The sequence below is a fragment of the Guptibacillus algicola genome (assembly GCF_020171805.1).
Lineage (GTDB): Bacteria > Bacillota > Bacilli > Bacillales > Guptibacillaceae > Guptibacillus > Guptibacillus algicola.
In genome coordinates this window covers 1-26496 of sequence record NZ_JAIVAF010000007.1, presented here as the reverse complement: position 1 = coordinate 26496, position 26496 = coordinate 1, and the positions used below count along the sequence as shown (strand labels likewise).

The window sequence follows — 26496 nt, the reverse complement described above, 5'->3', positions numbered from 1 at the left end:
TATTATTCTATCATGCGATAACACAATTCTTCAAACAAAGAAAATATTGCCACAATTTTAGATAGAATAATATGATTTTTTTCCTATATATGGCTGTTTCCTAAATCACTTTCTACTAAACCCCTATTTCTATATAATTTTCCTAATTCGTAAATCGGAAAGATTACTATTTGCAAGGTGGATAAATTCCTATATAATGAACTACAGTGAATCACAGTAAAAGGTAAAGGGAGTTTATTATGAAAAGATACGTGGTGGTAGCGTTCGTGCTATCTTTATTTACGTTTCTGTTGGTTGGCTGTGCTTCAGATTCAGATAGCAATGAAACATCTGAAGACAAGCTTGTGATCTATACAACGTTATACCCAACTGAATACTTCGCTGAACGAATTGGAGGGGATGCTGTTGAAGCAAAATCTATTATTCCTCCTGGGAGCGATGCACATAGTTTCGATCCAACGACCAGAACGATGACAGAGCTAGCAGAATCTGATTTGTTTATTTTTAATGGTGCTGGTCTTGAAGGCTTTGCTGATACCGCAAAGGATATCCTTCAAAAAGAAGGTGTTACGACTCTAGAAGCTTCAGATGGTATTGACCTTGCCGGAACCGAAGAAGGTCATGAAGAACATGATGAGGGTGAAGGGGATCATGAGCATGAACATGAACATGGGAATGTAGACCCTCACGTCTGGATCGACCCTGTTTTTGCGATTGAGCAAGCTAGAAATATCAAAGACAGCCTTATCGAACTAAGACCTGATCAGGAGAATGAGTTTGAATCCAATTTCGAGAAACTCGAAGATGATTTATTAGAGATCGACCAGTCGTTTAAGACAATGGTCTCCAATGCAGAAAAGAATGAGTTTCTAATCTCTCACGATGCTTATGGATACTGGGAGAAGCGCTACGGACTTGAGCAGTTAAGCGTTACTGGGCTTTCACCCTCCCAGGAACCAACCCAACAACAGCTAGAAGAAATTATTGAAACTGCGAAGAATTATGATTTGTCGTATATGATTTTCGAGCAAAATGTCACACCTAAGCCAGCAAAAACGGTTCAAAAAGAGCTAGGACTTGAAACTCTACGAATTCATAACTTATCCGTACTCTCAGAAGAAGATATTGAAAACGATGTAGATTACATTTCCCTAATGAAGCAAAATATCGAGACATTAGAGAAAGCATTAAACGAATAATGTTAAGAAGGCTTCTACGAATTCGTAGAAGCCTTCTTCATTAGTTATAGATATGAACAAACGGTTCATCCTTATTTGGATCTTTCACAATGATACTTTCAGGGTTTCCATTGCTCGTGATGTAAATGGATACTGGTAGGTTTTGTTGGAACGTATCGTTACGCTTTTTCACTAGACCAGTAACAAACTGAGTAAAGGAAATGACCTCAGCTTTACTATAAAACTGTATAGGGATTTCCACTTTCAACTGGCGCAATTCATCCTGTTTGTAAAAACCTGAACCAATCACACCTACAAAGTTAGGAAAGAAGTCTTGAATCTCACGAGTAAAGTCTGCGAATTTCTCAGCATCAGCAGGAAACTCGTTATCGGCTTCATCAGATGGAAAAGCCACATATTCTTCATTTAGATCTTTCCAAAAACCAGCACTTTTCTTGCCTTCTTCAACAAATGTACTAGCAACAAAGTTACCTGGTACTACCGATTGTCTCGGCTCTTCAATGAAAAGTGTAAACATCACAGGGACATCATGTTCTTCTCGAATCTTTTTGAGAATTGGCTTGATTGCCTCTTTGCCTTGTTGGATAACTTTTTCACGATCTAACTCAACATTTCCGGTGTATTTCAACCCTTGTTCATCTAACACTGAATACGGATACTCAGAATATAAAGAAAGGGCTATCGAAATACCACCTAGCTGAAGCTCATCCTCTTTGTTTTGTACATAGTAATCCTGTTCATGAATAAAGGATAAGAATTTCGGATTGCTTTTTTCTGCTTCGATTACTTTCTCGTGCTGAGCAGGATCATCCTCGACTCCAAGAGCAGGGTTTAACCCCTCGCTATCTCCCTTTTTTCTGTATAACCAGCTGTGAATTTGCTCCGAATCAAAGAGCTGACCTTCCTTAAAGAAATACTTCTCTGGATCAAACTGCTCCTGAGACAGTCGAATCAAGCCCATCTCAAGGGAATCAACATCAAGTCGGTTATCAACCCCAGCTGTGATAAGTCCTCTTACTTCTGAAGCATCTAAGGAGTTCTTGTCTCCCTTTTTCTCTAGGACGGAACGGTAATACTTCTCAGATGTCTTAATGTCTTCACTGACGATCATTTCTTCACTTTCTTCACCCTTAGAATCAGGCACTTCCACTGAATCTTCCTGCTTGTCCTTCATAAAACTAGGGACACAGCCTGATAAAACCAGCGAAAGAGCCATCACACTACCGATGATCGCTCGCATCTTCCGCATTAATTCTCTCTCCTCATTTGGTTAACTCTTCGACGAATTTGTTTTCGTCCCACACCTCTATACCTAATGATTCAGCTTTCTCAAGCTTTGAACCAGCATCTTCCCCTGCGATGAGTAAGTCAGTGCTTTTGCTTACACTTCCTGTTACTTTTGCACCTTGCTCTTCAAGCTTCTTCTTTGCTTCTCCACGACTCATTTGCTCGAGCTTCCCTGTTAAGACAACGGTTTTCCCCGCAAACAATGAATCGATGTCCTCAACTGATACAGGCTTAGGACCTTTGTAAGTCATGTTCACACCGGCTTCTTTAAGCTCGTTAACAAGCTCATGGACTTCTTCGTTCTGAAAATATGTCACAACAGCTTGCGCCATCTTCTGTCCTACTTCATTTATCGCCTCAAGATCCTCGATCGTTGCCTCCATCAAGCTGTCCATCGTACCAAACTGCTGAGCTAGCGTCTTTGCTGCCTTTGATCCAACATGACGAATTCCTAGGCCAAAAAGCAACTTCTCAAGTGAATTATCCTTTGAAACCGCAATGGCTTCTAATAAGTTTGATACCGACTTCTCGCCCATTCTTTCAAGCTCGATCAATTGCTCATGCTTAAGTTGATAAATATCAGCAACATCATGGATAAGCTCTTCTCTAAACAGTTGGGTGATCACACGTTCACCAAGTCCATCGATGTTCATCGCGTTTCTAGAAACAAAGTGAATGAGCCCTTCACGAAGTTGAGCAGGACACTTTGGATTAATACACCTTAGAGCCACTTCTTCTTCGAGACGAACAAGGTCACTGCCACACTCCGGGCACGTTTCAGGCATTGCGAAACCCTTTTCTTCTCCTGTTCGGCGCTCTTCAAGTACTGAAACAACCTCAGGAATAATGTCTCCAGCTTTTTTTACAACAACGTAATCCCCAATTTTAATATCTTTTTCTTGGATTAAGTCTTCGTTATGAAGAGAAGCACGCTGCACAGTTGTTCCGGCGACTAAAACCGGTTCAAGAACAGCGGTAGGCGTTACTACACCTGTTCTACCAACGTTAAGCTCAATATCCAGCAGCCTTGTGACAACCTCTTCAGCAGGAAACTTATAAGCGATTGCCCACCTTGGACTTTTTGCAGTGAAACCGAGCTCGTCTTGATGTTCAAGCGAATCCACCTTCACAACAATACCATCGATCTCATACGAAAGATCAGGCCGTCTTTCAGACCAGCCACCAATATATTCGATAACAGCATCGATCGTGTCACAGCGTTTCCACTCTGGATTTGTTTTAAAACCTAGTTTGCTAAGATAATCGAGTCCATCTGAATGCGAATCGATTTCTTTTCCGTCTACCGTCCCTACCCCATACACAAATATGGATAGGTTACGACTAGCTGCAATTTTCGGATCTAACTGACGAAGTGATCCAGCAGCTGCATTCCTTGGATTTGCGAACACATCTTGTTCATTCTTCTCACGGTCTTCATTTAGTTTGACGAAAGAAGGCTTAGGCATATATGCCTCGCCACGTACTTCCATACTAACCTTCTCACTAAGACGAAGCGGTATTGCAGGGATGGTCTTCAAGTTATGCGTGATGTCTTCACCAATCGTACCGTCACCACGCGTTGCCCCACGGACAAACAAACCGTCTTCGTAAATTAAAGATACCGCAAGACCATCGATTTTCAATTCACATACATAAGAAAAGTTTTCGCCTATACGATCTCGTACACGTCGGTCGAAATCTTTCAAGTCTTCTTCCCCAAAAGCATTTCCAAGGCTAAGCATCGGCACTCGATGCTCGACCTTTTGAAACCCTTCTAGCGGCGGGCCGCCAACTCGTTGTGTAGGCGAATCATCCGTACGAAGTTCAGGATGTTCTTCTTCAAGACGAAGTAGCTCATTCATCATACGGTCGTATTCAGCATCCGGTACACTCGGCTTGTCCAAGACATGGTATTCATAGTTATATTTATCTAAAAGTTGTCTTAGTTCTTCAATGCGTTTACTAGCATTCTCATTTGCCACTTTCAAACCCTCACCTTTCAGGAACGCTATTCTTTCTCAATCGGAGCGAACTTAGCGAGAAGTCGCTTAATGCCTACAGGAGCAGGGAATGCAATGTCGAGCTCTGTTGAATCTCCTTCACCTTTGACGCTAACGACCGTTCCAACACCCCATTTACGATGACTAGCCTGGTCACCTACTTTCCAGGCAAGTGCTTCTCCACCTGTAGATGTAAGCTGTGGACGACGAGGTTTCTTTGGCGCAGCTGGTCGTGTTGTACGAGAGTTTGAATTGGATGTAAACGGTGAAGGCTTTTCTTGACCCTCTTTCTCCATTAGTTCTTCAGGAATTTCTCCAATAAAACGAGAAACGGGGTTCGTGTTTGTTTTCCCATATAACGTACGCATGCGAGCATTCGTTAAGTAGAGCTCTTCTTCCGCTCTCGTTATTCCTACGTATGCTAGGCGGCGCTCCTCTTCCATCTCTTCTTCTTCAAAGAGTGAACGGCTATGAGGGAATACGCCTTCCTCCATACCGATTAGGAACACTGCTGGGAACTCAAGCCCTTTTGCTGAGTGAAGCGTCATAAGCGTAACAGCTTCCTTATGCTCAGTCTCATCTTCATCGAGTTTATCGATATCAGCTACTAGAGCTAAATCCGTTAAGAATGCAACTAAGCTTTTATCTTCACTCGCTTTTTCGAATTCTTGAGTAACTGAAAGAAATTCATTAATGTTCTCTAAACGAGATTGCGCTTCGATTGTATTCTCATTTCTCAGTGCATCACGGTAGCCAGACTTATCAAGAACTTCTTCAACTAACTCAGACACCGCAAGATACTCTTGCATTTGCGTCCAGTTTGCAATCAGACTTCCGAAGCTACCAAGTGATTTCGTGAAACGAGCGCTTAGACCCATCTGCTCAACTTCTTGAAGAGCAGTGAAAATAGAAATGTCTTGATCTGCTGCGTATCGTGCTACCTTGTCCATTGTGGAAGCACCTACACCTCGCTTAGGTACGTTAACGATTCGAAGCAAGCTGATGTCATCATCAGGGTTCGCGATCAAACGCAAATAAGCAAGCACGTCTTTAATTTCTTTACGATCGTAGAACTTTGTTCCGCCGATAATGTTATAGGTAATGTTTGATTTATTGAGGATTTCCTCAATAACACGTGACTGTGCGTTCGTACGATACAGAATGGCGATCTCAGAATTCGTACGTTTACCGCTGTTCACCATATCGAGAATCTTACCTGTCACAAATCGGCTTTCGTCATGTTCATCGTTCCCCTGGTAGTATGTGATCGATGGACCATCTTGATTATCAGTCCATAGCTTTTTAGGTTTACGATTCATATTGTTATCAATAACAACGTTCGCAGCCTGAAGAATCTTCTTCGTTGACCGATAATTTTGTTCCAATAGAATAACTCTTGCACTAGGGTAGTCTTTTTCAAATGAAAGGATGTTTTGAATATCCGCTCCACGCCAGCGATAAATCGACTGATCGGAGTCACCTACAACGCAAAGGTTCTGATACTTCTCAGCCATCAATTTAACAAGTACATACTGTGCTTTGTTTGTATCTTGATACTCATCAACATGAATATATTGAAACTTACGTTGGTAGTATTCAAGCACTTCAGGAACCTTCTTAAACAGTGTGATCGTACGCATGATCAAATCGTCAAAGTCTAGCGCCTGGTTTTTGCGAAGCTGTTTCTGATATTGCTCATATACATCTGAAGCAATCTCTTCGAATGGACCTTTCGCGCTCGTCTTAAAGTCTTCTGGTGTTTGAAGTTCGTTCTTTGCTGAACTGATACTTCCTAGAATGCTTCTAGGATCAAACTTCTTTGGATCTATATTCTTGTCTTTAAGGATCTTCTTTATTACTGTGAGCTGGTCACCAGAATCTAAAATCGTGAAGTTACGATTGATCCCAATACGATCGCCGTCTCTTCTCAAAATTCGCACACACATCGAGTGGAATGTTGAAATCCAGATATCTTCTGCGACTGGTCCAGCGATCGTGTACACACGATCCTTCATTTCTCTTGCCGCTTTGTTCGTGAACGTGATCGCGAGAATATTCCACGGTGCCACTTGTTTTTCTACAAGTAAATACGCAATACGATGCGTAAGAACACGTGTCTTACCACTTCCCGCTCCCGCCATAATCAATAGCGGGCCATCTGTATGCTTGACCGCCTCCTGCTGTTCAGGATTCAATCCGTTTAATAATTTATCAACTAATCGTTGCATGTTTCGCACCCCTTACAAACATATGTTCTTAATTCCTATTTTACCCGACCAATAGGAGAGAATCAATTTCCTTTAACAGCAGCTACTGTTTTCAGTGCCTTCTTCACATCATCATAAATAATATTCCCGACAACAACCGTATCAGCATAAGCAGCCATTTCTATCGCTTTCTCAGGAGAATCGATCCCGCCTCCGTAGAATAGCTGCGTCTCTTCAAGCACATTCTTAACCTTCTCTATGAGACCGACGTCACCGTAAGTTCCACTGTATTCCACATAGAAAATCGGCAGTTTAAACATTTTCTCCGCCATACGAGCGTAAGCCAGAACATCACCTTCTTCAAGGTTTGTCTCAGCAGACGTTAATGTCGCAACCTTTGAATCGCTATTCAGAATACAATACCCTTCCATCACGATCTCATCCCAATTCATGATTTCACCAAATTCTTTCACCGCTTCATGATGTAAACCAGTCACCCAGCGGCTATCACTTGTATTCATCACGGTCGGAATGAAATAAAAATCAAACCCCGGCGTAACAGCCTCTACTGAAGACACCTCAAGCGCACACGGCACCGCATAACGACGAATCCTAGCAAGCAAATCCAACGTACGATCTAACGTAACACCATCAGACCCACCAACAATCACCGCATCCGTCCCAGACTCACAAATCAACTCCAGATCATGATCTTCAATCACTTTATTAGGATCAAGCTTAAACACATGCTTCCAACTACTATAATCAAACATCAAACCGCTCCTCCTACTTTTCCTCATAAATTGGATTATATCAGAGAAACAACGAAAAGCGGAAGTGGGCCCGTTTAAATCCGTAGGGCGTTGGAGCCCTTGCGAATGAGACGATTTGTGTCTCAATCGCAAGGGTGAAACGACCGAAGGATTTGGCCCACTGCAGCTAGACAAGAAAAGCGGAGGGGCGCGTTTTGGAACGGAAATATTGGAACTCTTGAATGGAAACACGCTTTTTGTATTCCTATGAAAGAGTGAAATATTGGAGTTCCTGCGACCAGAAGGTGGACATACGAAATGCGGAAGTGGGCTCGCTTTTTTTACTCAAAACCAAAAAAAAGAGCCGAAAACCGGCTCATTTTTCAAAATTAATCATTATTATGGACACGATCGAGTGTCATTTGATATCCATCGTTACCATAGTTCAGGCAACGTTTCACACGTGAAATAGTAGCTGTGCTTGCGCCTGTTTCCGTTTCGATCTTATGATACGTATAGCCTTCTCGAAGCATTCTAGCAACCTCTAGTCGCTGTGCCAACGATTGAATTTCGTTAACGGTTGCAAGATCATCAAAGAACAAATAGCATTCTTCTAGATCTTTCAATGAAAGAATAGATTCAAAAAGTTGATCGAGTGTTTTACCTCGTAGTTTATCAATTTGCATGTATTAGCACTCTCCTTACTGATTACTTGTAACCATATTTATATCAGGTACGATATTCACCCAGGTCTGTCCTGGAATAAGCGGAACGGAACTCCCGTCTTTCACCGCGGTAATGCGTCCATTTTCATTTTTCCACTTTATTTCTGTTTTTACACCTTCTTGTAGTAAAACTGCATTTCCGCCAGATTCTAAATCGATCGCCCTTCTGCCATAATCATCAATAATCCGATGATTCGCTTCAACGATCAGGACATTCTCCAATGCGATCGGATCAATTGTTTCACGATCTTTCATCAATTCATCATTCACAAATCTCTTGTAAACCCCATCATTGTATCGGTACGAAAGTTGATACATGTCGCTATAAGAAAGTTTTACAGATGTATCTTCTTTTGAATCTCTTTTTTCTTTATCAAAAATAAAAGATTCAGGACTTTGTTTCAGTTCATATCCATTATTAGTTGCGCCTTTTTTAATACTGTCAGTGGTGATATATGAATTGTGTGGCGCCTTTCTGGATGAATCGCGCTCAAATAACGTTCCATCATATTGCATGCCATTTAAGTGATCGACTGCACCAGAATTTAAGATCGCTTGAGCAGAAGGTGAATACCCATGCGCGACAAAAATTCCGTTAAATCCTGCATTTAACTCAATAAAATAATCCCGAGCACTTCGAACTGGCCCAATAACTTCTGGATAATCGCTTTGATAAATCGCTAACAACCTCGTGATTTTTCCTTCAACAAGCATTTCGTATACGATATCTGCTTTATGAAGTCCAGACTGTGGCCTCGCTTTCGGATGATTATTCACGACTACAGCGATTACACGTTGATCGCTATTCTCAGTAGCAACTCCAGTAAGTGGAGCTTTTTCTGATTGAATTTGATCAACTTTTTTATTCATTGATGACTCTTGAACGCTTGCTGATTCTGCTCCTGTTTTCTGAGAAGGTTCTTTTTGAGAACAGCCGGCAAGCAACCCTACAGACAAAATAATTGCCAGTGAGACGCGCAATTTCCCCACGTCGTCACGCCCCCTTTGCTTATAAAGTCTATCCTTTTATATTTTACCGCATTATCGCAGGAAAAAGTACCGTCTTTCTCTTTACATCATAAATTCCCTGTTGAGTCAACCGTACAAATGGTAAATGAGTAGATGAAAAGAACAGTAAACTATAAACGGGATCATCAAATGGATACCCTCGTTCTTTTAATTCTGTTACCATTTTTTTCTCTTGTTCGATGACTTCCTCGAGCGGTAATGGCGACATCTTGCCCATCAAAGGGAGTGGGATTTCCACAACGACCTCACCATTTTCTACTAGGACAATACCACCACCGATCGACCTCACTCTTTCTAAAGCTGCGATCATATCCGTTTTTTTCTTACCGATCAAGATGAAATCCCCTGAATTTGAGAAGCTACTCGCGAAGCCATTGACCTTATTCGCAAAACCTTTCACAATCGTATTCACTCGCCACTTGCCTTCCTTACTAAGAAGCATCATGAAACTCTCATCATGATCTGAAGGAAGTTCGTCCACTGCCGTCTCATATGAAAGGTTATATGGTTTTGTAATCACTGCGTTAATCATTTCGATTCCAGCTGGTCCAGAAAAGCTCAGATCATCCTTTTCTAACTTCCAACTTTCTTGATCTAGAACGAGACCTTGATCTTCCCAATCAAACGACCAATCACTATATACTTCAACACCATCACGCTTAATCCATTTTCCGCGTGCTATAACGGATACTGGTGTTGGATTATGCTTTGATTCCAAAAAGTTGATATGAGCAAGTCTTCCAGGTGCTATCATACCATGTGTATCCGTTATACCGTAGTGGTTTGCGACATTATATGACACCATCGCATAAGCATCTTCCACTGGTACACCTTTATCTAAAGCAATCGATACAAGCTTATCCGTCATACCCTGTTCGAGAAAAGTAGGCGTAGATCCATCGGTGTTCATCATCATTCGATCAAAACAGTCGACCCCTTTTTCGATTAACGATTCAAGGATAACGGGTAAATCAGGGCGTATGGAAGAATAACGTAAAGACGTCATCATTCCCATTTCAACTCTGCGAAGAGCTTCTTCCCCTGTCATTGCCTCATGATCACAAGAAACGCCATAGAGTCCCATCTTCGTTAATGTCTTTAACGATGCTCCTGGCAAGTGTCCTTCAACTGGCTTCCCTAACCTGTGTGTCTCTTGCATCCATTCTAGAATTTCATCGTCGCCTGCTATAACATCGGGCCACGCAGTTAGTTCTCCCCCCTGTATAACAAGCGGATGTGAAAGCCATTCTTTCATCTTCTTATTCGTAATTGTTTCTTCATCCAACAACTGAGTTTGTGAATCATACCGTGCCCACCAAAACATAGAGACAGGGAATTTGTCGAGCTCATCCAATATTGTAAGCGCTTTCTTTTGTGGTAAACCTAACAAGAAAAACAAGTTATCATTGATCATTGTCGTCGTTCCCCTGTTTGATGCATAGCGAGCAAGTGATAGGGGATTATAAAGTTGAAACGGATGGGCATGAGGTTCAATGTAACCAGGTACGATATAGTTCCCTTCACAATCGATCCATTCCGTCTCAGGATTTTCTTCAGGCAATTCATCTCCAACGTATACGATTCGATCCTCATAAATCCATATATTTGAGGTGATCCATTTTTTTAAGGCGTTGTTTAAATACGTTGCATGATATAAGACGATTGATGGAGGCAATTCGCCGGACACAACCTTTACATGTTGTCTCAATTTCTGCTTCGTCCATAAATACTTTCGCTTAGGCATGTCCTTCCCTCGTTTCAATAAGTTTTCTCTATTTTAACATAATTTAGAAAAGTTGTTAGTGCTGATTTAAATCGTTGAAGGGAGTTTTTCACTATGAAGCCAAATATCAGTATGATGAACGCATTCATTCGATTAACTGCAGGGTTTACACTCCTGTCTTGGTCAACCGCCAAATTATGCAAAAACGAAAACGTTTCTTCGTCACTTTTACTAGCCGCTGCAGGAGCTTTGAAGATTGCTGAAGGACATACGCGATACTGTCCAATCGTCGATCTCATGAATCAGGAAGAAAACCGCGACCCTGATGAAACAGCTCTTGAAAAAGTAATCAACCCTTCTTGATTATCTAATAAATACAAAAGAAAAAACTTCCCTGGCTACAGGGAAGTTTTCGTAACATAACAAAAGGAGGTTTTATTGTGCTTGAATATATTACAGACACGTGGGTGATCTACACATTATTGATCGGTAGTATTATTGCTATATCATTTGCTTATATCAAGAAGAAACGCGTGAAATAGCGCGATGCCCAATATCGGTTCTGTAAAAGCCATCCTCTACATGAATGCGCTCAAGTTCCTTATAAACAGAATCGCTTGCTTCCTTAAGATTTTCTCCTGAAGCTGAGATGAGTAAAACCCGGCCGCCATTCGTCACGAATTGATCGCCTTTCTTCTTAGTACCCGCATGGAAGACGATTGCTTCAGAAGTGACATCGTTTAAACCCGTAATCGACTTTCCTTTATCATAATGGCCAGGGTACCCCCCTGATGCCACTACAACTCCCATAACAGCTTTCTCATTCCAAGTGAGCTTTACTTCTTTACCATCTAATACGTTTTGAATGACTTCAATAAAGTCCGAAGTGAGCCGTGGTAACACGACCTGCGTTTCAGGATCCCCGAATCTTGCGTTAAATTCGATTACTTCAGGTCCCTTTTTCGTCAAAATTAAGCCAGCATACAGAATGCCTGTAAATGACCTTCCTGCTTCCTTCATACCTTTTGCTGCTGGTAACAAGACCGATTGTATAGCCTCTTCAACTACACGCTCTGAGATTTGCGGAACTGGTGAATATGCACCCATTCCACCTGTGTTCGGTCCTTCATCACCCTCAAAAGCCCTCTTATAATCCTGTGAAATAACGAGAGGATGAACATTCTCACCATTTACTAATGCCATCAAAGAAAATTCTTCACCCTCTAGAAATTCCTCGACTACAACCTGATCGCTCGCTTCTCCAAACTGATTGTTGACCATCATATTATGAAGGCTTTCTAGTGCCTCATCCATCGTCATCGCAACAACGACACCTTTTCCTGCGGCGAGACCATCTGCTTTCAGAACAATCGGTGCGCCGACCTTTTCAACATAGTTTCTTGCTTCCTGGTAATCCGTGAAGGATTGCGAATCAGCGGTAGGTATACCACTCGCGGCCATTAGTTCTTTTGCGAACGTTTTGCTTCCTTCTATTAAGGCAGCTTCTTTCGTAGGACCAAATACGCGAAGACCCGCTTCTTCAAAACGGTTGACGATCCCTTCTAACAAAGGCTGCTCTGGACCAACTAACGTAAGGGAAATTCCCTCTTTCGTTGCAAAATCGATAAGACCTTCGTGATCACCTTCCTCGATTGGAACAAGTTTGCTAACACTCTCCATGCCAGCATTTCCTGGTGCTACGTATACCTGATCAACAAGAGCGCTCTCGGCAGCTTTCCATGCCATCGCATGCTCTCGCCCGCCGCGACCAATAATCAATACCTTCATCGAATTACCTCCTTCTTAATGTTTGAAATGTCTGATGCCGGTAAAGACCATCGTGATGCCATACTCATTCGCCTTTTTGATGGAATCTTCATCCCGAATTGACCCTCCAGGCTGAATAATCGCTGTGACACCAGCTTTTCCAGCAGCTTCGACCGTATCGTCCATAGGGAAGAATGCATCTGATCCCAGGACAGAACCGTTAACCTTCTCACCCGCTTGTTCGATCGCAATCTTAGCAGCACCAACTCGATTCATCTGTCCGGCCCCTACCCCAACTGTCTGGTCTTTGTTAGTTAGGACAATGGCATTAGACTTCACGTGTTTTACAACTTTCCATGCAAGCTTCAACGCTTCCCATTCTTCATCAGTTGGCTTACGATCCGTCGGTACAGTTAATTCTGCTTCATCGAATCCATATTGATCCTGTTCCTGTAGCAACAAACCACCGTTAACTGAAGTAAGCTGATGCTCGATACCTGCTGATGCTTGAACGTCGAGCGTCAATAGTCTAAGATTCTTTTTCTTAGTCAGAACAGCAAGTGCTTCTTCAGAAAAGGACGGTGCCATGATGATTTCTAAGAAGATTTCTTTTAATTTCAATGCTGTTTCTTCGTCAACATCTCTATTCAATGCGACGATGCCACCAAAGATCGATGTAGAGTCTGCTTCATATGCTTTCTGATAGGCTTCTACAATCGTTTCGCCTGTACCTACTCCACAAGGGTTCATATGCTTAACCGCAACTACCGCAGGCTTTTCGAATTCTTTTACGATATTAAGAGCCGCATTAGCGTCGTTAATATTGTTATAAGAAAGCTCTTTTCCGTTCAATTGTTTTGCAGATGCAATAGATGAGTTTTTAGAAAGTGGCTTTTTATAAAACACAGCCTTTTGGTGTGGATTTTCTCCATACCTAAGCGTTTGTTTACGCTCAAACGTGACAGTAAGAGACTCTGGCTCTTCTTCGCCAGATTTTCCTGTTAAGTATTCTGAAATAATCGCATCGTATGAAGCGGTATGACGAAATACTTTCGCAGCAAGTTCCTGGCGTAGGATTCCTGTTGTATCTCCATTCTCCTGTACTTGCAGAAGCACACGCTCATAGTCAGAAGGATGAACAACAACAGTGACATCTTTGTGGTTCTTTGCAGCAGATCGTAGCATTGTAGGACCGCCAATATCGATATTCTCAATTGCTTCACTGTACGTCACGTCTGGACTTGCAATCGTTTCTTGGAATGGATAAAGGTTCACAACGACGAGGTCGATCGGAGTGATACCATGCTCGTCCAACTGCTTTTGGTGATCCTCATTGTCTCGAACCGCAAGAAGGCCGCTATGTACATTAGGGTGGAGTGTTTTAACACGGCCATCTAAAATTTCCGGAAAGCCTGTCACATCAGAGATCCCAACAACGTTAATGCCAGCTTCCTCAAGAGCGCGTTTTGTTCCTCCGGTTGAAATAATCTCAACCCCCTTGTCTGCTAGTCCTTTCGCAAACTCCGTAATGTTTGTTTTATCTGATACGCTGATTAATGCACGTTTGATCGTCATCGTATTACCTCCTGCTACCCATTGATTTATCTTGAAGTAGAGATTGAATCACGGCTGGATATAACCTGTGTTCGACAGCCTGTATCTTGCTCTCTACCTCTTCTCTTGTATCTTCTGTAGAGATTCTAATCGGTTCTTGATTGATAATCGGTCCAGTGTCCATTCCTTCATCAACATAATGTACTGTCACACCGCTAACTCTCACTTTAGCTTCTACCGCCTGACCAATTGCATCCTTTCCAGGAAAAGATGGAAGAAGCGATGGGTGAATGTTGATGATTCTACCTTCAAACGCACGAAGGAGCGTTGGTCCGATCAGCCTCATATATCCAGCTAGAGCAATCAGCTCTACACCTGCGTCCTTAAGCTGTTGAAGGATGAACGTTTCAAACTCTTCTTTTGAGTCATACGATTTAGGATAAAAGGAAAGGACAGGAATGCCGAAGCGCTCTGCCCTTTTTTCTACTTTTGCACCAGGTCGATCACAGACCACTAACGCAATTTCCGCATCGAGTGAGCCTTTCTCAATTGCAGATGCAATCGCTTCGAAATTCGATCCACTTCCTGATGCGAATACAGCTAGATTGCTCACGTTAAATCACCACCGCCGAATATGAGTTGATCGCCTTGTGTAACGCGACCGATTACAAATGCCTGCTCGCCGTCTTTTTCAAGCTGTTTAATCACTTCTACAGCTTCTGAGCCAGGTACACTAAGAACCATTCCGACGCCCATATTGAACGTAGTGAACATCTCTCTACGAGAAAGGTTCCCGCTCTTTTCAATTAGATCAAAGATTGGTGGAACAGGCCATGAGCCATAATCGATCTGAGCTGTTAGACCTTCAGGAAGCATGCGAGGAATATTCTCTTCGAACCCTCCGCCAGTAATATGCGCGATTCCATGAACAGGATAAGATGCTAATACGTTCAAGATCGGTTTCACATAAACGCGAGTGGGTGCTAGCAACGCTTCGCCTAGCGTCGTTCCAAGTTGATCAAACGTTTGTTTGAGGTCCATTCCACTCTCTTTGATGACCTTTCTGACAAGAGAGAACCCATTGCTGTGGATACCGTTTGAAGCAAGGCCTACTAACACGTCGCCTTCTTTTACATCGGTTGGTTGAATGAGCTTAGACTTTTCAACGGCACCAACGGTAAAGCCAGCTAGATCATAATCGTTCTCTTGGTACATATCAGGCATTTCTGCCGTTTCACCACCGATTAACGCACACCCAGCAAGTGAACACCCGTCCGCTACACCCTTCACGATTTCTTCAACACGCTCCGGTCTAAGCTTCCCTGTAGCAATATAATCTAGAAAGTAGAGAGGTTCAGCTCCCTGTGCTACGACGTCGTTTACACACATTGCGACACAATCGATTCCAATCGTATCGTGCTTATCCATCTCGATCGCGAGCATGAGCTTCGTTCCCACACCGTCTGTTCCTGAGATAAGGACAGGCTTCTCGTAAGGAAGTTCAGATAGATCAAACATCCCACCGAATCCACCTAGCCCTCCCATTACGCCAGGACGACTCGTTTTATTCACATGTGTTTTCATTCGATTTACTGCTTCATAACCCGCTTCAATATCGACTCCGGCATTTCTATAAGCATCCGCCATAATAAACCCCCAGTTAGACTTTTTCGTATGGATGAACGGTGTCAGGATAGATCTCTGTAGGATACGAGCCAGTAAAACAGCCAAGGCACTGACCGCACGCGCTGCTTTCATCGTCTCTACCGATTGCATCTGTCATTCCATCTATCGATAGAAAGCTTAACGTGTCTGCGCCGATCTCATCGCACATCTCATCTACGCTCATTTTCGCTGCAATTAGTTCACCCGAATTAGACGTATCGATTCCATAGTAACAAGGGCTTATGATTGGAGGTGCACTAATTCGAACATGAACCTCTTTCGCACCCGCTTCTCTTAGCATCTTCACAATTCTTCTACTTGTTGTACCGCGAACGATCGAATCATCTACAATGACGACTCGCTTCCCTTCAACGACTCCTCGAACAGGGGCAAGCTTCATCTTCACACCTTGTTCTCTTAACTCCTGTGAAGGCTGGATAAACGTTCTACCTACATATCGATTTTTTATCAAGCCCATTTCATAAGGGATGCCTGATTCTTCTGCGTATCCAATCGCTGCAGAAATACTAGAATCCGGAACACCCGTCACGATATCTGCTTCAACCTGCGCTTCATTTGCTAGCTTTTTACCGAGATTCTTTCTAGATGTATGCACGTTGATGTTCTCGATATTGCTATCTGGTCTTGAGAAGTAAATATACTCCATACTACAAATTGCACGAGACATCTGAGATGAGAAACGATCGGATTCAATTCCCTCATCACTAATAGTAAGAAGTTCACCAGGTTGTACATCACGAATATACTCAGCCCCAATAAGGTCAAACGCACACGTTTCAGATGCGACAACATACCCTTCACCAAGACGTCCTAAAGAAAGGGGGCGTAGTCCATGAGGATCAAGGGCTACCATCATCTCGTTTTCGGTCATCATAAGGAAAGCGTAAGCGCCTTTTACCATCGTTAGAGCATTTTTCACCTTTTCTTTAAGGCTTAAATACCCGCTTCTTTTGATCAAGTGAGCGACAACTTCCGTGTCAGAAGTCGTTTGAAAGATGCTGCCTTGACCTTCAAGCTGATGTTTCAACGCATTCGCGTTTACGAGATTTCCATTATGAGCAAGAGCTAATCCACCATTCTGTGAGCGAAATAAAAGAGGCTGAACATTTTCATAGCCTCCTCCTCCTGCTGTTGAGTATCGAACATGGCCAATGGCCGCGTTTCCATCAAGTGCCTGCAAATCTTCCGGTCCATAAACATCGTTCACGAGTCCAAGTCCTTTATGAAGATTGAGACGTTCACCATCTGTGGTCACGATTCCGGTGCCTTCCTGTCCGCGATGTTGAAGACTATGAAGCCCGTAATACGTGAGTGTAGCGGCATCTGGGTGACCCCAGATACCAAACACTCCACATTCTTCGTTTAAGCCTTTGATTTCACCAAACATGGAATAGCTCCTTTCCAGGCTGCTTCGAGCTCACTCACTGGTGCATCGAATAGATGATTGTGTTCTTCGTGCATCATCGTCAAGATGCCAGTACCAGTTACTTCACCGATAAGCTTTGCTCCGGTTCTCTGCTCGAATACCTGCTGGTGTTCCCCCTTAATCGTGATTAGAAAGCGAGACTGAGATTCACTAAACAATGCAGTCGTGATATCTCCTTCGATCCGAACGATCGCTCCGAGGTCCGTGCCGATTAGAGATTCACTTAGCGCAACACTCAAGCCACCTTCAGAAACATCATGAGCGGACTCGACTAGTCCGTCTTGAATCGCTGAGAGTACCTGTTGTTGAAGCTCTCTTTCGACTTCAAGATTCAGTGGTGGAGCTTGACCGGAGATTTTGCCATCAAGATATTTCTGTAGCTCGCTTCCTCCGAAGTCTTCACCTGTATCACCAAGTAAGTAAATCAAGTTGCCTTCTTCCTTAAACTGCTGAGTCGTTACATGATTAAGATCGTGAACAAGTCCGACCATTCCAACGACTGGAGTAGGATAGACAGCAACGCCATTCGTTTCATTGTAAAGTGACACGTTACCACCGATAACCGGGGCATGTAACATGCGACATGCTTCACTCATGCCATCCGTTGCTTTCTCGATCTGCCAGAAGATCTCTGGCTTTTCAGGATTACCGAAGTTTAAGCAATCCGTGATTGCAAGCGGCTCTCCACCTGAACATACGATGTTACGTGCAGCTTCTGCGACAGCGATCTTCCCTCCAATTTCAGGATCAAGGTAGATGTAACGGGAATTACAGTCTGTCGTCATTGCCAACGCTTTACGTGTCCCACGCACTCGAACAACCGCCGCATCTGATCCTGGAGCAACGACTGTATTTGTTCGAACCATATAATCGTACTGATCAAACACCCACTCCTTGCTTGAGATCGTAGGCTGACCTAGCAGTGTATAAAGCATATCCTTTGGGTCTTCCACTTTTGGAATCGGCTTATGAAGCTGTTGGTTTTGAATGAAATATTCAGGAATGCGCGATGGTTTATGGTAGACTGGTGCTTCTTCAGCAAGCGCATCGACAGGTACTTCAGCAACCATTTCACCCTTATGTAAAAGGCGAAACTTCTTATCATCCGTTACGACACCGACTTCTTTCGATAAAAGACCCCAGCGATCAAAGATTTCTTTGATTTCTGCTTCTCTACCTTTCTTCACAACAACTAACATGCGTTCTTGTGATTCAGATAGCATCATTTCATATGGCGTCATGCCTTTTTCTCGCTGTGGCACTTCATCAAGGTTCATCTCGATACCCATACCCGCTTTACTTGCCATTTCTGAAGCGGAAGATGTTAGGCCAGCTGCTCCCATATCTTGTATCCCGACGAGCGCATCACTTTTGACGAGTTCGAGACACGCTTCAAGAAGAAGTTTTTCCATGAAAGGATCCCCTACCTGTACAGCAGGTCGCTTTTCGTCAGAAGCATCTGTCAATTCTTCAGATGCGAACGTCGCACCGTGAATGCCATCACGTCCTGTGCTCGCACCAACGTACATCACCGTGTTTCCAGCGCCAGATGCGACACCTTTCTGGATGTCTTTATGATCGATCAACCCAACACACATCGCGTTAACAAGAGGGTTGCCATCGTAAGAAGAGTCGAACTGAACTTCTCCACCTACTGTAGGAATACCGATACAGTTTCCATATCCAGCGATTCCTGCAACAACTTCTTCAAAAAGATATTTCACTTTCGGATTGCTTAACTCACCGAAGCGAAGGGAGTTTAATAATGCAATTGGACGCGCGCCCATCGAGAAGACGTCTCTAATGATTCCGCCCACTCCTGTTGCTGCTCCTTGATAAGGCTCGATCGCTGATGGATGGTTATGACTTTCAATTTTAAACACAACCGCCTGTTCGTCTCCGATATCAACGATGCCTGCTCCCTCTCCAGGACCTTGAAGAACACGCTCACCAGTGACGGGGAATTTCTTAAGGACTGGCTTTGAATTCTTATAGCTGCAATGCTCAGACCACATAACGGAGAATAACCCAGTTTCAGTGTAGTTAGGCGTACGACCGAGAATCGCTTCTACCATGCCGAACTCTTCATCTGTTAAACCCATCCCGCTGTAAAGCTTCTGGTCTTTAATCATCTCAGGTGTTGGTTCATGCATGTGTGACATGGGATTCCCTCCAGTTACGTAAAAGTGATTTGAACATCTTCAAGCCATCTGCACTACCTAGTAAGTGATCGACCGCTCGTTCTGGGTGAGGCATCATGCCGAGAACGTTCCCTTTCTCGTTCACGATTCCTGCAATATCGTCGATCGAGCCGTTCGGATTCTCACTATATTTAAAAACAATTCTTCCGGATGATTTCAGTTCTTCTAAAGTAGTTTCATCGCAATAGTAGTTTCCTTCACCGTGTGCGATTGGAATTGTAATGTGCTCACCACTTTCATAGGAAGAAGTAAACATCGTCGTATTGTTTTCTACGACAAGTGTTAACGGTCGGCACATGAACTTCAAATTCTTATTCCGTTTCATTGCCCCAGGAAGAAGACCTGCTTCTAATAAAATCTGGAACCCATTGCATACACCAAGCACTGGCTTACCTTCTCGAGCAGCTTTTACAACCTCAGTCATAATAGGTGCAAAACGGGCGATCGAACCGCCTCTTAAATAATCACCATATGAAAAACCGCCTGGTAATAGGATCGCATCATAGTTTGCTAGACTCTTTTCGTCGTATCGGACATAGGTAGCTTCTTCGCCAAGTTCATCTTGAATCGCATGGTACATGTCCACATCACAATTCGAACCTGGAAACACAATTACCGCAAATTTCACTGCCCGACGACCTCCTCAACTTCATATGTGTAGTCCTCGATAACAGTATTCGCTAATAACTTTTCACACATTTCCTTAATACGCTGATCGACATTAACCGTATCTTTTAACATAAGCTCCATATATTTACCGATACGAACATCTTCTACTTCATCGTAAGAAAGACTATGAAGCGAATTTTTAACAGCACTACCTTGCGGGTCTAGCACACTCTCTTTTAACGTTACAAATACTTTTACTTTGTACATGATGCGGATCCCCCTAAACGAGTTAAGATTTTTTCATAAGCTTCGGTCAAATTCCCAATATCTCTTCGAAACACATCTTTATCTAACTTTTCATTCGTTTTCCGGTCCCATAGTCTGCAAGTATCTGGAGATATTTCATCAGCTAGCATTAACTCACCAGACGGAGTAACGCCAAACTCTAGCTTGAAATCCACAAGCGTAACGTCCCGCTCAAGGAAGTAGCTTTGTAGACGGTCATTCACTTCAAGTGCACGTTCTTTCAAATCTTGAACGGTGTCTTCATCTGCTAATTCAAGTTCTAACACGTGATCAATCGTAAGGAGAGGGTCACCAAGGTCGTCGTTTTTATAATAGAATTCAACGAGTGGCTGCTTTAACAGCTTTCCTTCGTCAACTCCAGTTCTTCTAGAAAAGCTCCCTGCTGCGACATTACGGACGACCACTTCAAGAGGAACGATGGTCACACGTTTTACAAGCTGTTCTGTTTCAGAAACCTTTTCGATAAAATGACTTTCGATACCAGCTTCCCTTAAATGATCAAACAAGAGGCTCGTGATTTCATTGTTCAGTCGCCCTTTACCTGTGATGGTCGCTTTTTTCTCACCGTTAAAGGCAGTAGCGGAATCTTTGTATTCTACATGAACGACCTCCGGATCTTCTGTCGCATAAATCTTCTTCGCTTTTCCTTCGTACAGCAACTCTTGTTTCCCCATGGTGATCTCCTCCGATACGTGTGATTTATAACCCTAGACGTTCGAAAATCATATCGACTGGCTTCAGATGGTAATTGTAATCAAAACAATCCTCGATCTCTGAAGCAGACAGTTGGTTCGTAATGCTTGAATCAGCTTCAACCAGCTCTCTAAACTGAATTCCACGTTCCCACGCATCCATCGCTTTCGGTTGAACAAGATCATAGGCTTCTTCACGAGTCATGCCCTTATCGATAAGAGATAGTAAGACGCGCTGACTATAGATCAATCCATATGTTCTCGTCATATTACGCTTCATGTTCTCAGGGAACACGGTCAACTTCGAAACGATTCCTGAGAAGCGGTTAAGCATATAGTTCAAGGCAATCGTTGCATCAGGAAGAATGACACGCTCTGCTGAGGAGTGTGAAATATCACGTTCATGCCAAAGGGGTACGTTTTCGTATGCAGTTGTCATGTAACCGCGGATCACTCTCGCCATCCCAGTCATGTTCTCAGAGCCAATCGGATTCCGCTTATGAGGCATAGCGGATGAGCCTTTTTGACCTTTTGCAAAGAACTCTTCTACCTCACGTGTTTCACTCTTTTGAAGGCCTCTAATTTCGACTGCAAACTTCTCGATGGAAGTCGCGATTAATGCAAGTGCCGACATGTAATGTGCGTGGCGATCACGCTGAAGCGTTTGAGTTGAGATTGGTGCAGGTTGTAGACCCAACTTTTCACAAACATATTGTTCAATGAACGGATCGATATTTGCATACGTTCCAACAGCTCCAGAAAGCTTACCGAAACGAACGCCATCAGCAGCATGTTGGAATCTCTCAAGGTTACGCTTCATCTCTTCATACCATAGTGCCATCTTCAAACCGAATGTTGTTGGTTCGGCGTGAACACCATGCGTTCTACCCATCATAACGGTGTATTTATGTTCTTGCGCTTTCTCTTTTAATACCTCGATAAACTTCTCGATATCTTTTATTAATAACTCATTCGCCTGGTTTAATTGATACGATAGTGCAGTATCCACCACGTCAGTAGACGTTAACCCGTAATGAACCCATTTGCGCTCTTCTCCTAGCGTTTCCGATACCGCTCTTGTGAACGCGACAACGTCATGACGCGTTTCTGCTTCGATCGCATGAATGCGCTCAACGTCAAAATCCGCTTTCTCTCTTATTTTCTGTACATCTTCTTTTGGAATGATTCCAAGCTCTGCCCATGCTTCACAAGCTAAAATTTCAACTTCTAACCAAGCTTTATATCTGTTTTCCTCTGTCCAAATCGCACCCATCTCAGGGCGAGTATAACGTTCAATCATGTAATATCCTCCTAGTCAATTGTCCTACTGCCAAAGTTTCCATCGAGTCATTCGTTCTTCCGCTTCCTCAGTCGAAGAAGCTAGAAAATTAATATGACCCATCTTTCGATTATGTTTTGCTTCATCTTTGCCGTACAAATGAAGTTTAGCACTTCCGAGCTCACTTATGCTCTCGATAAGGGGCTCCACATGTTGGCCGAGGATGTTCCCCATTACGACAGGCTTCAATAACTCTGTCGACCCTAGTGGTAGACCGCAGATCGCTCGGATATGTTGTTCGAACTGTGATGTTTCACAGGCTTCCATTGTATAATGACCAGAGTTGTGAGGTCTCGGCGCAAGCTCATTCACATACAATTCGTTTCCTTCTAGAAAAAGTTCGACCGCAAGTGTTCCAACGAGGTTAATATCGTGAGCTAACTTCTTTCCAAGATCACACGCTTTCTCTTGTATTGATTCGTCTATACGAGCTGGAACAATCGTCTGATGAAGAATATTGTTCACATGAATATTCTCTCCAACCGGGAACGTGGTCATTTCACCTGTTACACTGCGCGTTACGATAACGGAAAGCTCCTTTTGAAAAGGAACCCAGCTTTCTACTATACAGGCTACGTCAGGAAACTCAATCCCTTCGATATCACTGCTTTCTTTCATAACCCACTGACCTTTACCATCATAGCCGCCAGTACGAGTTTTTAGGACGGCAGGAAAACCAATCTCTTCACATGCATGTATAAGCTCTTCCTTCGAATTCACCTTTTGAAAAGGAGCAACCTTGAGCCCCGCCTGTTGAATCGACGCCTTCTCTACAAAACGATCTTGCGTCGTTCGAAGCAGCTCGCCACCTTGTGGCATATATGCGTTCTCTTCAAGCCAGCTAGCCGTTTCATGGGCAATGTTTTCAAACTCATACGTAATGACATCACTCACTTCAGCTAGCTTCTTCGCACCATCACGATCATCATATCCTGAGACGACTTCCACATCAGACACCTGACCACATGGTGAACCACTCTTCGGTTCAAGAACCGCAATACGATAACCCATCTCTCTCGCTTTCAGTGCCATCATTCTACCGAGCTGACCTCCACCAAGAATTCCAATCGTACTCCCAGGTAAAATTGTTTTACTCATAGTGTCTCACTACTTTCGAGTACCGATTCTTTCATGTTCATTCGATAATCTTCCAAGCGTGAAGTGATGTCATCATCAAAAGTACTCAGTATTTGAGCAGCTAGCAGCCCTGCATTCTTCGCACCTGCTTTTCCGATTGCTACTGTTGCGACTGGTACACCGCCTGGCATCTGTACGATTGAGAGAAGCGAATCTAATCCATTTAACGTTCTAGACTGAACCGGAACCCCAATGACCGGAAGCGTTGTTTTTGCTGCTACCATTCCAGGAAGATGAGCTGCGCCTCCTGCTCCAGCGATTATCACTCTTAGTCCTCTACTCCTCGCTCCTTCTGCATACTCGAACATTAACTCTGGTGTGCGATGAGCTGATACTACCTTCTTTTCGTACGGAATTTGAAGTTCATCCAAAGCATCACAGGTATGCTTCATTGTTTCCCAATCTGACGTGCTTCCCATAATAACACCAATTTGAGTCTGCATACTTTTCCTCCTTAGTGGAAGGTCTATTTTGTACTCCATTTATTCAAACAAAAAAAGCCCGGTATAGAGTTCTCCTATCAACTTAGAAGAAGCTTCTACCCGGGCGAAATATCATCATTCCATTCTGTAGACACAGAAATGAACAGAATACGACTTCACCCTCATAGTCCAACGATTTAAGGTCGTCAGGTAGAAACTTATGGGCCATATTCCCAAGATTATATGAGGTATCGATTTGTTACTCCTCTTTCATAGTAACAAGAGGATTGTTCAGATGTCAACGAAAAATCGAACGATGAGTTTATATTCAATTATAACGTTCGTCTTTTACTTCAATTTCCCTTCAAACACTGTTTTTCTTCCATATAATTCTGGTTCTTTTGCACCTTTACGTTCAATAAAAACAGGTTCTTCCGTACGTCTTACCGGCATATAGCCTTCACTATCCATCCGTTGTAAGCAATCCGATAAGGATTCGTCGTCCATAACTTCAAATTTCTTTTTCTTTGGCTTTTTCTCCATACACTACCTCCGAATTTTTCTAACCCAGAACCCTCCATGGAAGGTACGTGGCTCATACGAGATAACGAATGCTTTCGGATCAAGTTCTTCAATGGCTTGATAAAGCTTTCGTTCCGATTTTCGAGATGTAAGAATCTGCATCACGAGACGCTCCCCTTGTCTTCCGTGAGCAAGATAATGCGTAACACCGTACCCAACATCTCTTAACTTATTGGGGATATCTTCTTCGAGCTTCGTCGTAATCGCATTAACAGTAATATACCCAAGCGCAAGATATTCCTCTATTTTCATTCCTACTATAATACCTACACCAAAACCAAGTGCGTAAGCAATAATATTCTGTATTTCACCAAGGTTATCTAGTACAAGTCCAAGACCGATAACGTAGATCGCGATCTCTATTGTTCCTGCGGCTGCAGCTAAATAACGCTGTCCCTTTAACGTGAGTATTGTTCGCATCGTAAGAAATGATACATACACAATATTAATGAGAAAAATTATGGCTACCATCACTAACCCATTTTCTAACATACTGATCCCCCTCTAACATTCATTATCATAAAATCTTCAACTTTCCCTAGCATAACACGACGAATAATAAAACCGCATGCGTTCTTTTTCGAATCACAATAAAAAATTTCCATGCGGGATATCAGTGTGCCTTTCTATACCATTCACCTCTCTATAAATCCTAAACTGCCTCATTGGATTTTTAACAAACTCACACACTGAGCATATACTGTCAAAAAGCCCAGGAGGGGACGTCATGGGAGATTACTGGAGTCAGATGTATGACTGGAAAAATAAGATGAACAAATTCATGGGAGACGATTTCTGGACGGATTTTCAGGATATGTTCGTATCGAATGGTCCACTTGTGAACCTGTATGAAGCAGGGAACGAATTGATCTGTACAGTTTATCTCCCAGGAATCACAAACATTAATGATGTAGATGTCTATATCCATTACCGAACTCTTAAAGTAAAAGGGCAAACGAAAATGGCACTAAAAGGCTACCGCAATATTCAGGAAGAGTATAAACATGGTCCATTTGAACGAATTGTCGAGCTACCATTCCCAGTGAGAGAAAAACCGATCGATGCTACCTATAAGAGAGGTATTCTCATGGTGCACCTCCATCGTTTGATCGATTCGAAGGAAGATAAGAAACGGCTTAAGATTAAAGATGATGAAGCGAGTGAGGATTAGGGGGGAGCGGCTATCGTTTGTTGGGGCGATAGCTGTTTTTTAGTGCGTTTTTGAGGGTTAGGGTGGGTTTCGGTATTGTTCGGATGCTGTTGGGTGCCTGGGGAGATGCTTCTGGGTCGGATATCGGCGAAATTGCTTATTTATCAGCGATTTCTGAGCATATATCAGCGGAAACAAGATAATATCGGCGAAAAGGGCACTTTTATCGGGTATATGTCGTTTTTATCAGCGAAGCATTATTTGTAACTCTTGATTATTCAAAAGAACATTCAGAAAGTACACTAATTCTGGGGGTTATCCGCGAAACCGTATTTCCAACCATTGATTACACAAAACCACATTCAGACAACACAAAAAAGCCAGAGGCTTAACCTCTGACTTCTCACTTGCCTAGCGACGTCCTACTCTTGCAGGGGGAGAGCCCCCAACTACCATCGGCGCTGAAGAGCTTAACTTCCGTGTTCGGCATGGGCACGGGTGTGACCTCTTCGCCTTCATCACTAGACTATTCAGGTATTCCCTGAAAACTAGATAGCACGCAACAACGTATTCCAATATTTTTAGGTTAAGCCCTCGATCGATTAGTATTCGTCAGCTCCACGTGTCGCCACGCTTCCACCCCGAACCTATCAACCTCATCATCTCTGAGGGATCTTACCAGCTTGACGCTGTGGGAAATCTC

General features: G+C 43.1%; 25 protein-coding genes, 2 rRNA genes and 1 riboswitch. Of the genes, 4 read left to right on the top strand and 23 right to left on the bottom strand.

Features of this window, described 5'->3' with window-relative positions; all coding sequences use genetic code 11:
* Nucleotides 1-239: 239 nt before the first annotated feature.
* The gene (locus LCM09_RS18465; protein ID WP_224884902.1) at nt 240-1199 is read left to right on the top strand and encodes a metal ABC transporter solute-binding protein, Zn/Mn family; all 960 of its coding nucleotides are present in this window, start codon (nt 240-242) and stop codon (nt 1197-1199) included.
* 40 nt (nt 1200-1239) lie between these two features.
* Here the strand turns inward: LCM09_RS18465 and LCM09_RS18460 are convergent, their stop codons facing one another.
* From LCM09_RS18460 to LCM09_RS18430, 7 genes are all read right to left on the bottom strand, one after another.
* Nucleotides 1240-2448 carry a CamS family sex pheromone protein gene (locus LCM09_RS18460; RefSeq protein WP_224884900.1) on the bottom strand — a complete coding sequence of 403 codons (1209 nt, stop codon included), beginning with the start codon at nt 2446-2448 and terminating at the stop codon, nt 1240-1242.
* A gap of 13 nt (nt 2449-2461) precedes the next feature.
* A complete protein-coding gene (ligA, locus tag LCM09_RS18455; protein WP_224884899.1) occupies nt 2462-4468 on the bottom strand; it encodes an NAD-dependent DNA ligase LigA in 2007 nt (668 codons plus the stop codon).
* A 26-nt stretch (nt 4469-4494) separates the two neighbouring features.
* On the bottom strand, nt 4495-6714 hold the full coding sequence (gene pcrA / locus LCM09_RS18450) for a DNA helicase PcrA (protein ID WP_224884897.1): 2220 nt from the start codon (nt 6712-6714) through the stop codon (nt 4495-4497).
* Nucleotides 6715-6776: 62 nt separating this feature from the next.
* Nucleotides 6777-7466: a heptaprenylglyceryl phosphate synthase gene (gene pcrB / locus LCM09_RS18445; RefSeq protein WP_224884895.1), complete on the bottom strand. Its 690-nt coding sequence runs from the start codon at nt 7464-7466 to the stop codon at nt 6777-6779.
* A 368-nt stretch (nt 7467-7834) separates the two neighbouring features.
* Nucleotides 7835-8131, bottom strand: coding sequence for a YerC/YecD family TrpR-related protein (locus LCM09_RS18440; protein WP_224884893.1), 297 nt, complete (start codon nt 8129-8131; stop codon nt 7835-7837).
* 15 nt (nt 8132-8146) lie between these two features.
* Nucleotides 8147-9160 carry a DUF3048 domain-containing protein gene (locus LCM09_RS18435; RefSeq protein ID WP_224884891.1) on the bottom strand — a complete coding sequence of 338 codons (1014 nt, stop codon included), beginning with the start codon at nt 9158-9160 and terminating at the stop codon, nt 8147-8149.
* Between the two features lie 43 nt (nt 9161-9203).
* Nucleotides 9204-10943, bottom strand: coding sequence for an adenine deaminase C-terminal domain-containing protein (locus LCM09_RS18430; RefSeq protein WP_224884889.1), 1740 nt, complete (start codon nt 10941-10943; stop codon nt 9204-9206).
* Nucleotides 10944-11036: 93 nt separating this feature from the next.
* Here LCM09_RS18430 and LCM09_RS18425 point away from each other — a divergent pair, with 93 nt between their 5' ends.
* Together LCM09_RS18425 and LCM09_RS21000 are read left to right on the top strand one after the other, a co-directional pair.
* The gene (locus LCM09_RS18425; RefSeq protein ID WP_224884887.1) at nt 11037-11285 is read left to right on the top strand and encodes a YgaP-like transmembrane domain; all 249 of its coding nucleotides are present in this window, start codon (nt 11037-11039) and stop codon (nt 11283-11285) included.
* A 77-nt stretch (nt 11286-11362) separates the two neighbouring features.
* On the top strand, nt 11363-11464 hold the full coding sequence (locus tag LCM09_RS21000) for an EYxxD motif small membrane protein (RefSeq protein WP_333489753.1): 102 nt from the start codon (nt 11363-11365) through the stop codon (nt 11462-11464).
* Here the strand turns inward: LCM09_RS21000 and purD are convergent.
* The 14 genes from purD to LCM09_RS18355 all read right to left on the bottom strand — a co-directional run bounded on the left by purD (nt 11442) and on the right by LCM09_RS18355 (nt 25135).
* Nucleotides 11442-12710, bottom strand: a complete 1269-nt coding sequence (gene purD, locus LCM09_RS18420; protein ID WP_224884885.1) for a phosphoribosylamine--glycine ligase — start codon at nt 12708-12710, stop codon at nt 11442-11444. The two genes, LCM09_RS21000 and purD, sit on opposite strands and share 23 nt — an antisense overlap.
* 15 nt (nt 12711-12725) lie before the next feature.
* The gene (purH, locus tag LCM09_RS18415) at nt 12726-14264 is read right to left on the bottom strand and encodes a bifunctional phosphoribosylaminoimidazolecarboxamide formyltransferase/IMP cyclohydrolase (protein WP_224884884.1); all 1539 of its coding nucleotides are present in this window, start codon (nt 14262-14264) and stop codon (nt 12726-12728) included.
* Nucleotides 14265-14268: 4 nt separating this feature from the next.
* Nucleotides 14269-14856 carry a phosphoribosylglycinamide formyltransferase gene (gene purN, locus LCM09_RS18410; protein WP_224884882.1) on the bottom strand — a complete coding sequence of 196 codons (588 nt, stop codon included), beginning with the start codon at nt 14854-14856 and terminating at the stop codon, nt 14269-14271.
* On the bottom strand, nt 14853-15890 hold the full coding sequence (gene purM, locus LCM09_RS18405; protein ID WP_224884880.1) for a phosphoribosylformylglycinamidine cyclo-ligase: 1038 nt from the start codon (nt 15888-15890) through the stop codon (nt 14853-14855). The genes purN and purM overlap by 4 nt, the downstream gene beginning before the upstream one ends.
* 13 nt (nt 15891-15903) lie before the next feature.
* Nucleotides 15904-17316 carry an amidophosphoribosyltransferase gene (gene purF / locus LCM09_RS18400; RefSeq protein WP_224884879.1) on the bottom strand — a complete coding sequence of 471 codons (1413 nt, stop codon included), beginning with the start codon at nt 17314-17316 and terminating at the stop codon, nt 15904-15906.
* The gene (purL, locus tag LCM09_RS18395; protein ID WP_224884878.1) at nt 17292-19517 is read right to left on the bottom strand and encodes a phosphoribosylformylglycinamidine synthase subunit PurL; all 2226 of its coding nucleotides are present in this window, start codon (nt 19515-19517) and stop codon (nt 17292-17294) included. Before purL ends, purF begins: the two co-directional genes overlap by 25 nt.
* A complete protein-coding gene (purQ, locus tag LCM09_RS18390; protein ID WP_224884877.1) occupies nt 19501-20184 on the bottom strand; it encodes a phosphoribosylformylglycinamidine synthase subunit PurQ in 684 nt (227 codons plus the stop codon). The genes purL and purQ overlap by 17 nt, the downstream gene beginning before the upstream one ends.
* Nucleotides 20181-20432, bottom strand: coding sequence for a phosphoribosylformylglycinamidine synthase subunit PurS (gene purS / locus LCM09_RS18385; protein WP_224884875.1), 252 nt, complete (start codon nt 20430-20432; stop codon nt 20181-20183). The genes purQ and purS overlap by 4 nt, the downstream gene beginning before the upstream one ends.
* The gene (gene purC, locus LCM09_RS18380; RefSeq protein ID WP_224884873.1) at nt 20420-21145 is read right to left on the bottom strand and encodes a phosphoribosylaminoimidazolesuccinocarboxamide synthase; all 726 of its coding nucleotides are present in this window, start codon (nt 21143-21145) and stop codon (nt 20420-20422) included. Before purC ends, purS begins: the two co-directional genes overlap by 13 nt.
* 25 nt (nt 21146-21170) lie before the next feature.
* Complete coding sequence (purB, locus tag LCM09_RS18375; protein ID WP_224884871.1) at nt 21171-22463, bottom strand: adenylosuccinate lyase; 1293 nt, start codon at nt 22461-22463, stop codon at nt 21171-21173.
* Nucleotides 22464-22487: 24 nt separating this feature from the next.
* Nucleotides 22488-23600, bottom strand: coding sequence for a 5-(carboxyamino)imidazole ribonucleotide synthase (gene purK / locus LCM09_RS18370; RefSeq protein WP_224884869.1), 1113 nt, complete (start codon nt 23598-23600; stop codon nt 22488-22490).
* Nucleotides 23597-24082, bottom strand: a complete 486-nt coding sequence (purE, locus tag LCM09_RS18365; protein WP_224884867.1) for a 5-(carboxyamino)imidazole ribonucleotide mutase — start codon at nt 24080-24082, stop codon at nt 23597-23599. The genes purK and purE overlap by 4 nt, the downstream gene beginning before the upstream one ends.
* 144 nt (nt 24083-24226) lie before the next feature.
* Nucleotides 24227-24328, bottom strand: a riboswitch (purine riboswitch).
* 81 nt (nt 24329-24409) lie between these two features.
* Nucleotides 24410-24604, bottom strand: a complete 195-nt coding sequence (locus LCM09_RS18360; protein ID WP_224884865.1) for an NETI motif-containing protein — start codon at nt 24602-24604, stop codon at nt 24410-24412.
* 3 nt (nt 24605-24607) lie between these two features.
* Nucleotides 24608-25135 (bottom strand): DUF2179 domain-containing protein, encoded by a 528-nt coding sequence (locus LCM09_RS18355; RefSeq protein ID WP_224884863.1) that lies wholly within the window; start codon nt 25133-25135, stop codon nt 24608-24610.
* A 235-nt stretch (nt 25136-25370) separates the two neighbouring features.
* On the opposite strand from LCM09_RS18355, the gene LCM09_RS18350 reads away from it, so the two are divergent.
* Nucleotides 25371-25814: an Hsp20/alpha crystallin family protein gene (locus LCM09_RS18350; RefSeq protein WP_224884861.1), complete on the top strand. Its 444-nt coding sequence runs from the start codon at nt 25371-25373 to the stop codon at nt 25812-25814.
* 388 nt (nt 25815-26202) lie between these two features.
* On the opposite strand, the gene rrf is transcribed toward LCM09_RS18350, so the two are convergent.
* Both rrf and LCM09_RS18340 read right to left on the bottom strand, forming a co-directional pair.
* Nucleotides 26203-26319: ribosomal RNA gene (gene rrf / locus LCM09_RS18345) — 5S ribosomal RNA — on the bottom strand.
* Nucleotides 26320-26375: 56 nt separating this feature from the next.
* A 23S ribosomal RNA gene (locus LCM09_RS18340) occupies nt 26376-26496 on the bottom strand; the annotation flags it as partial.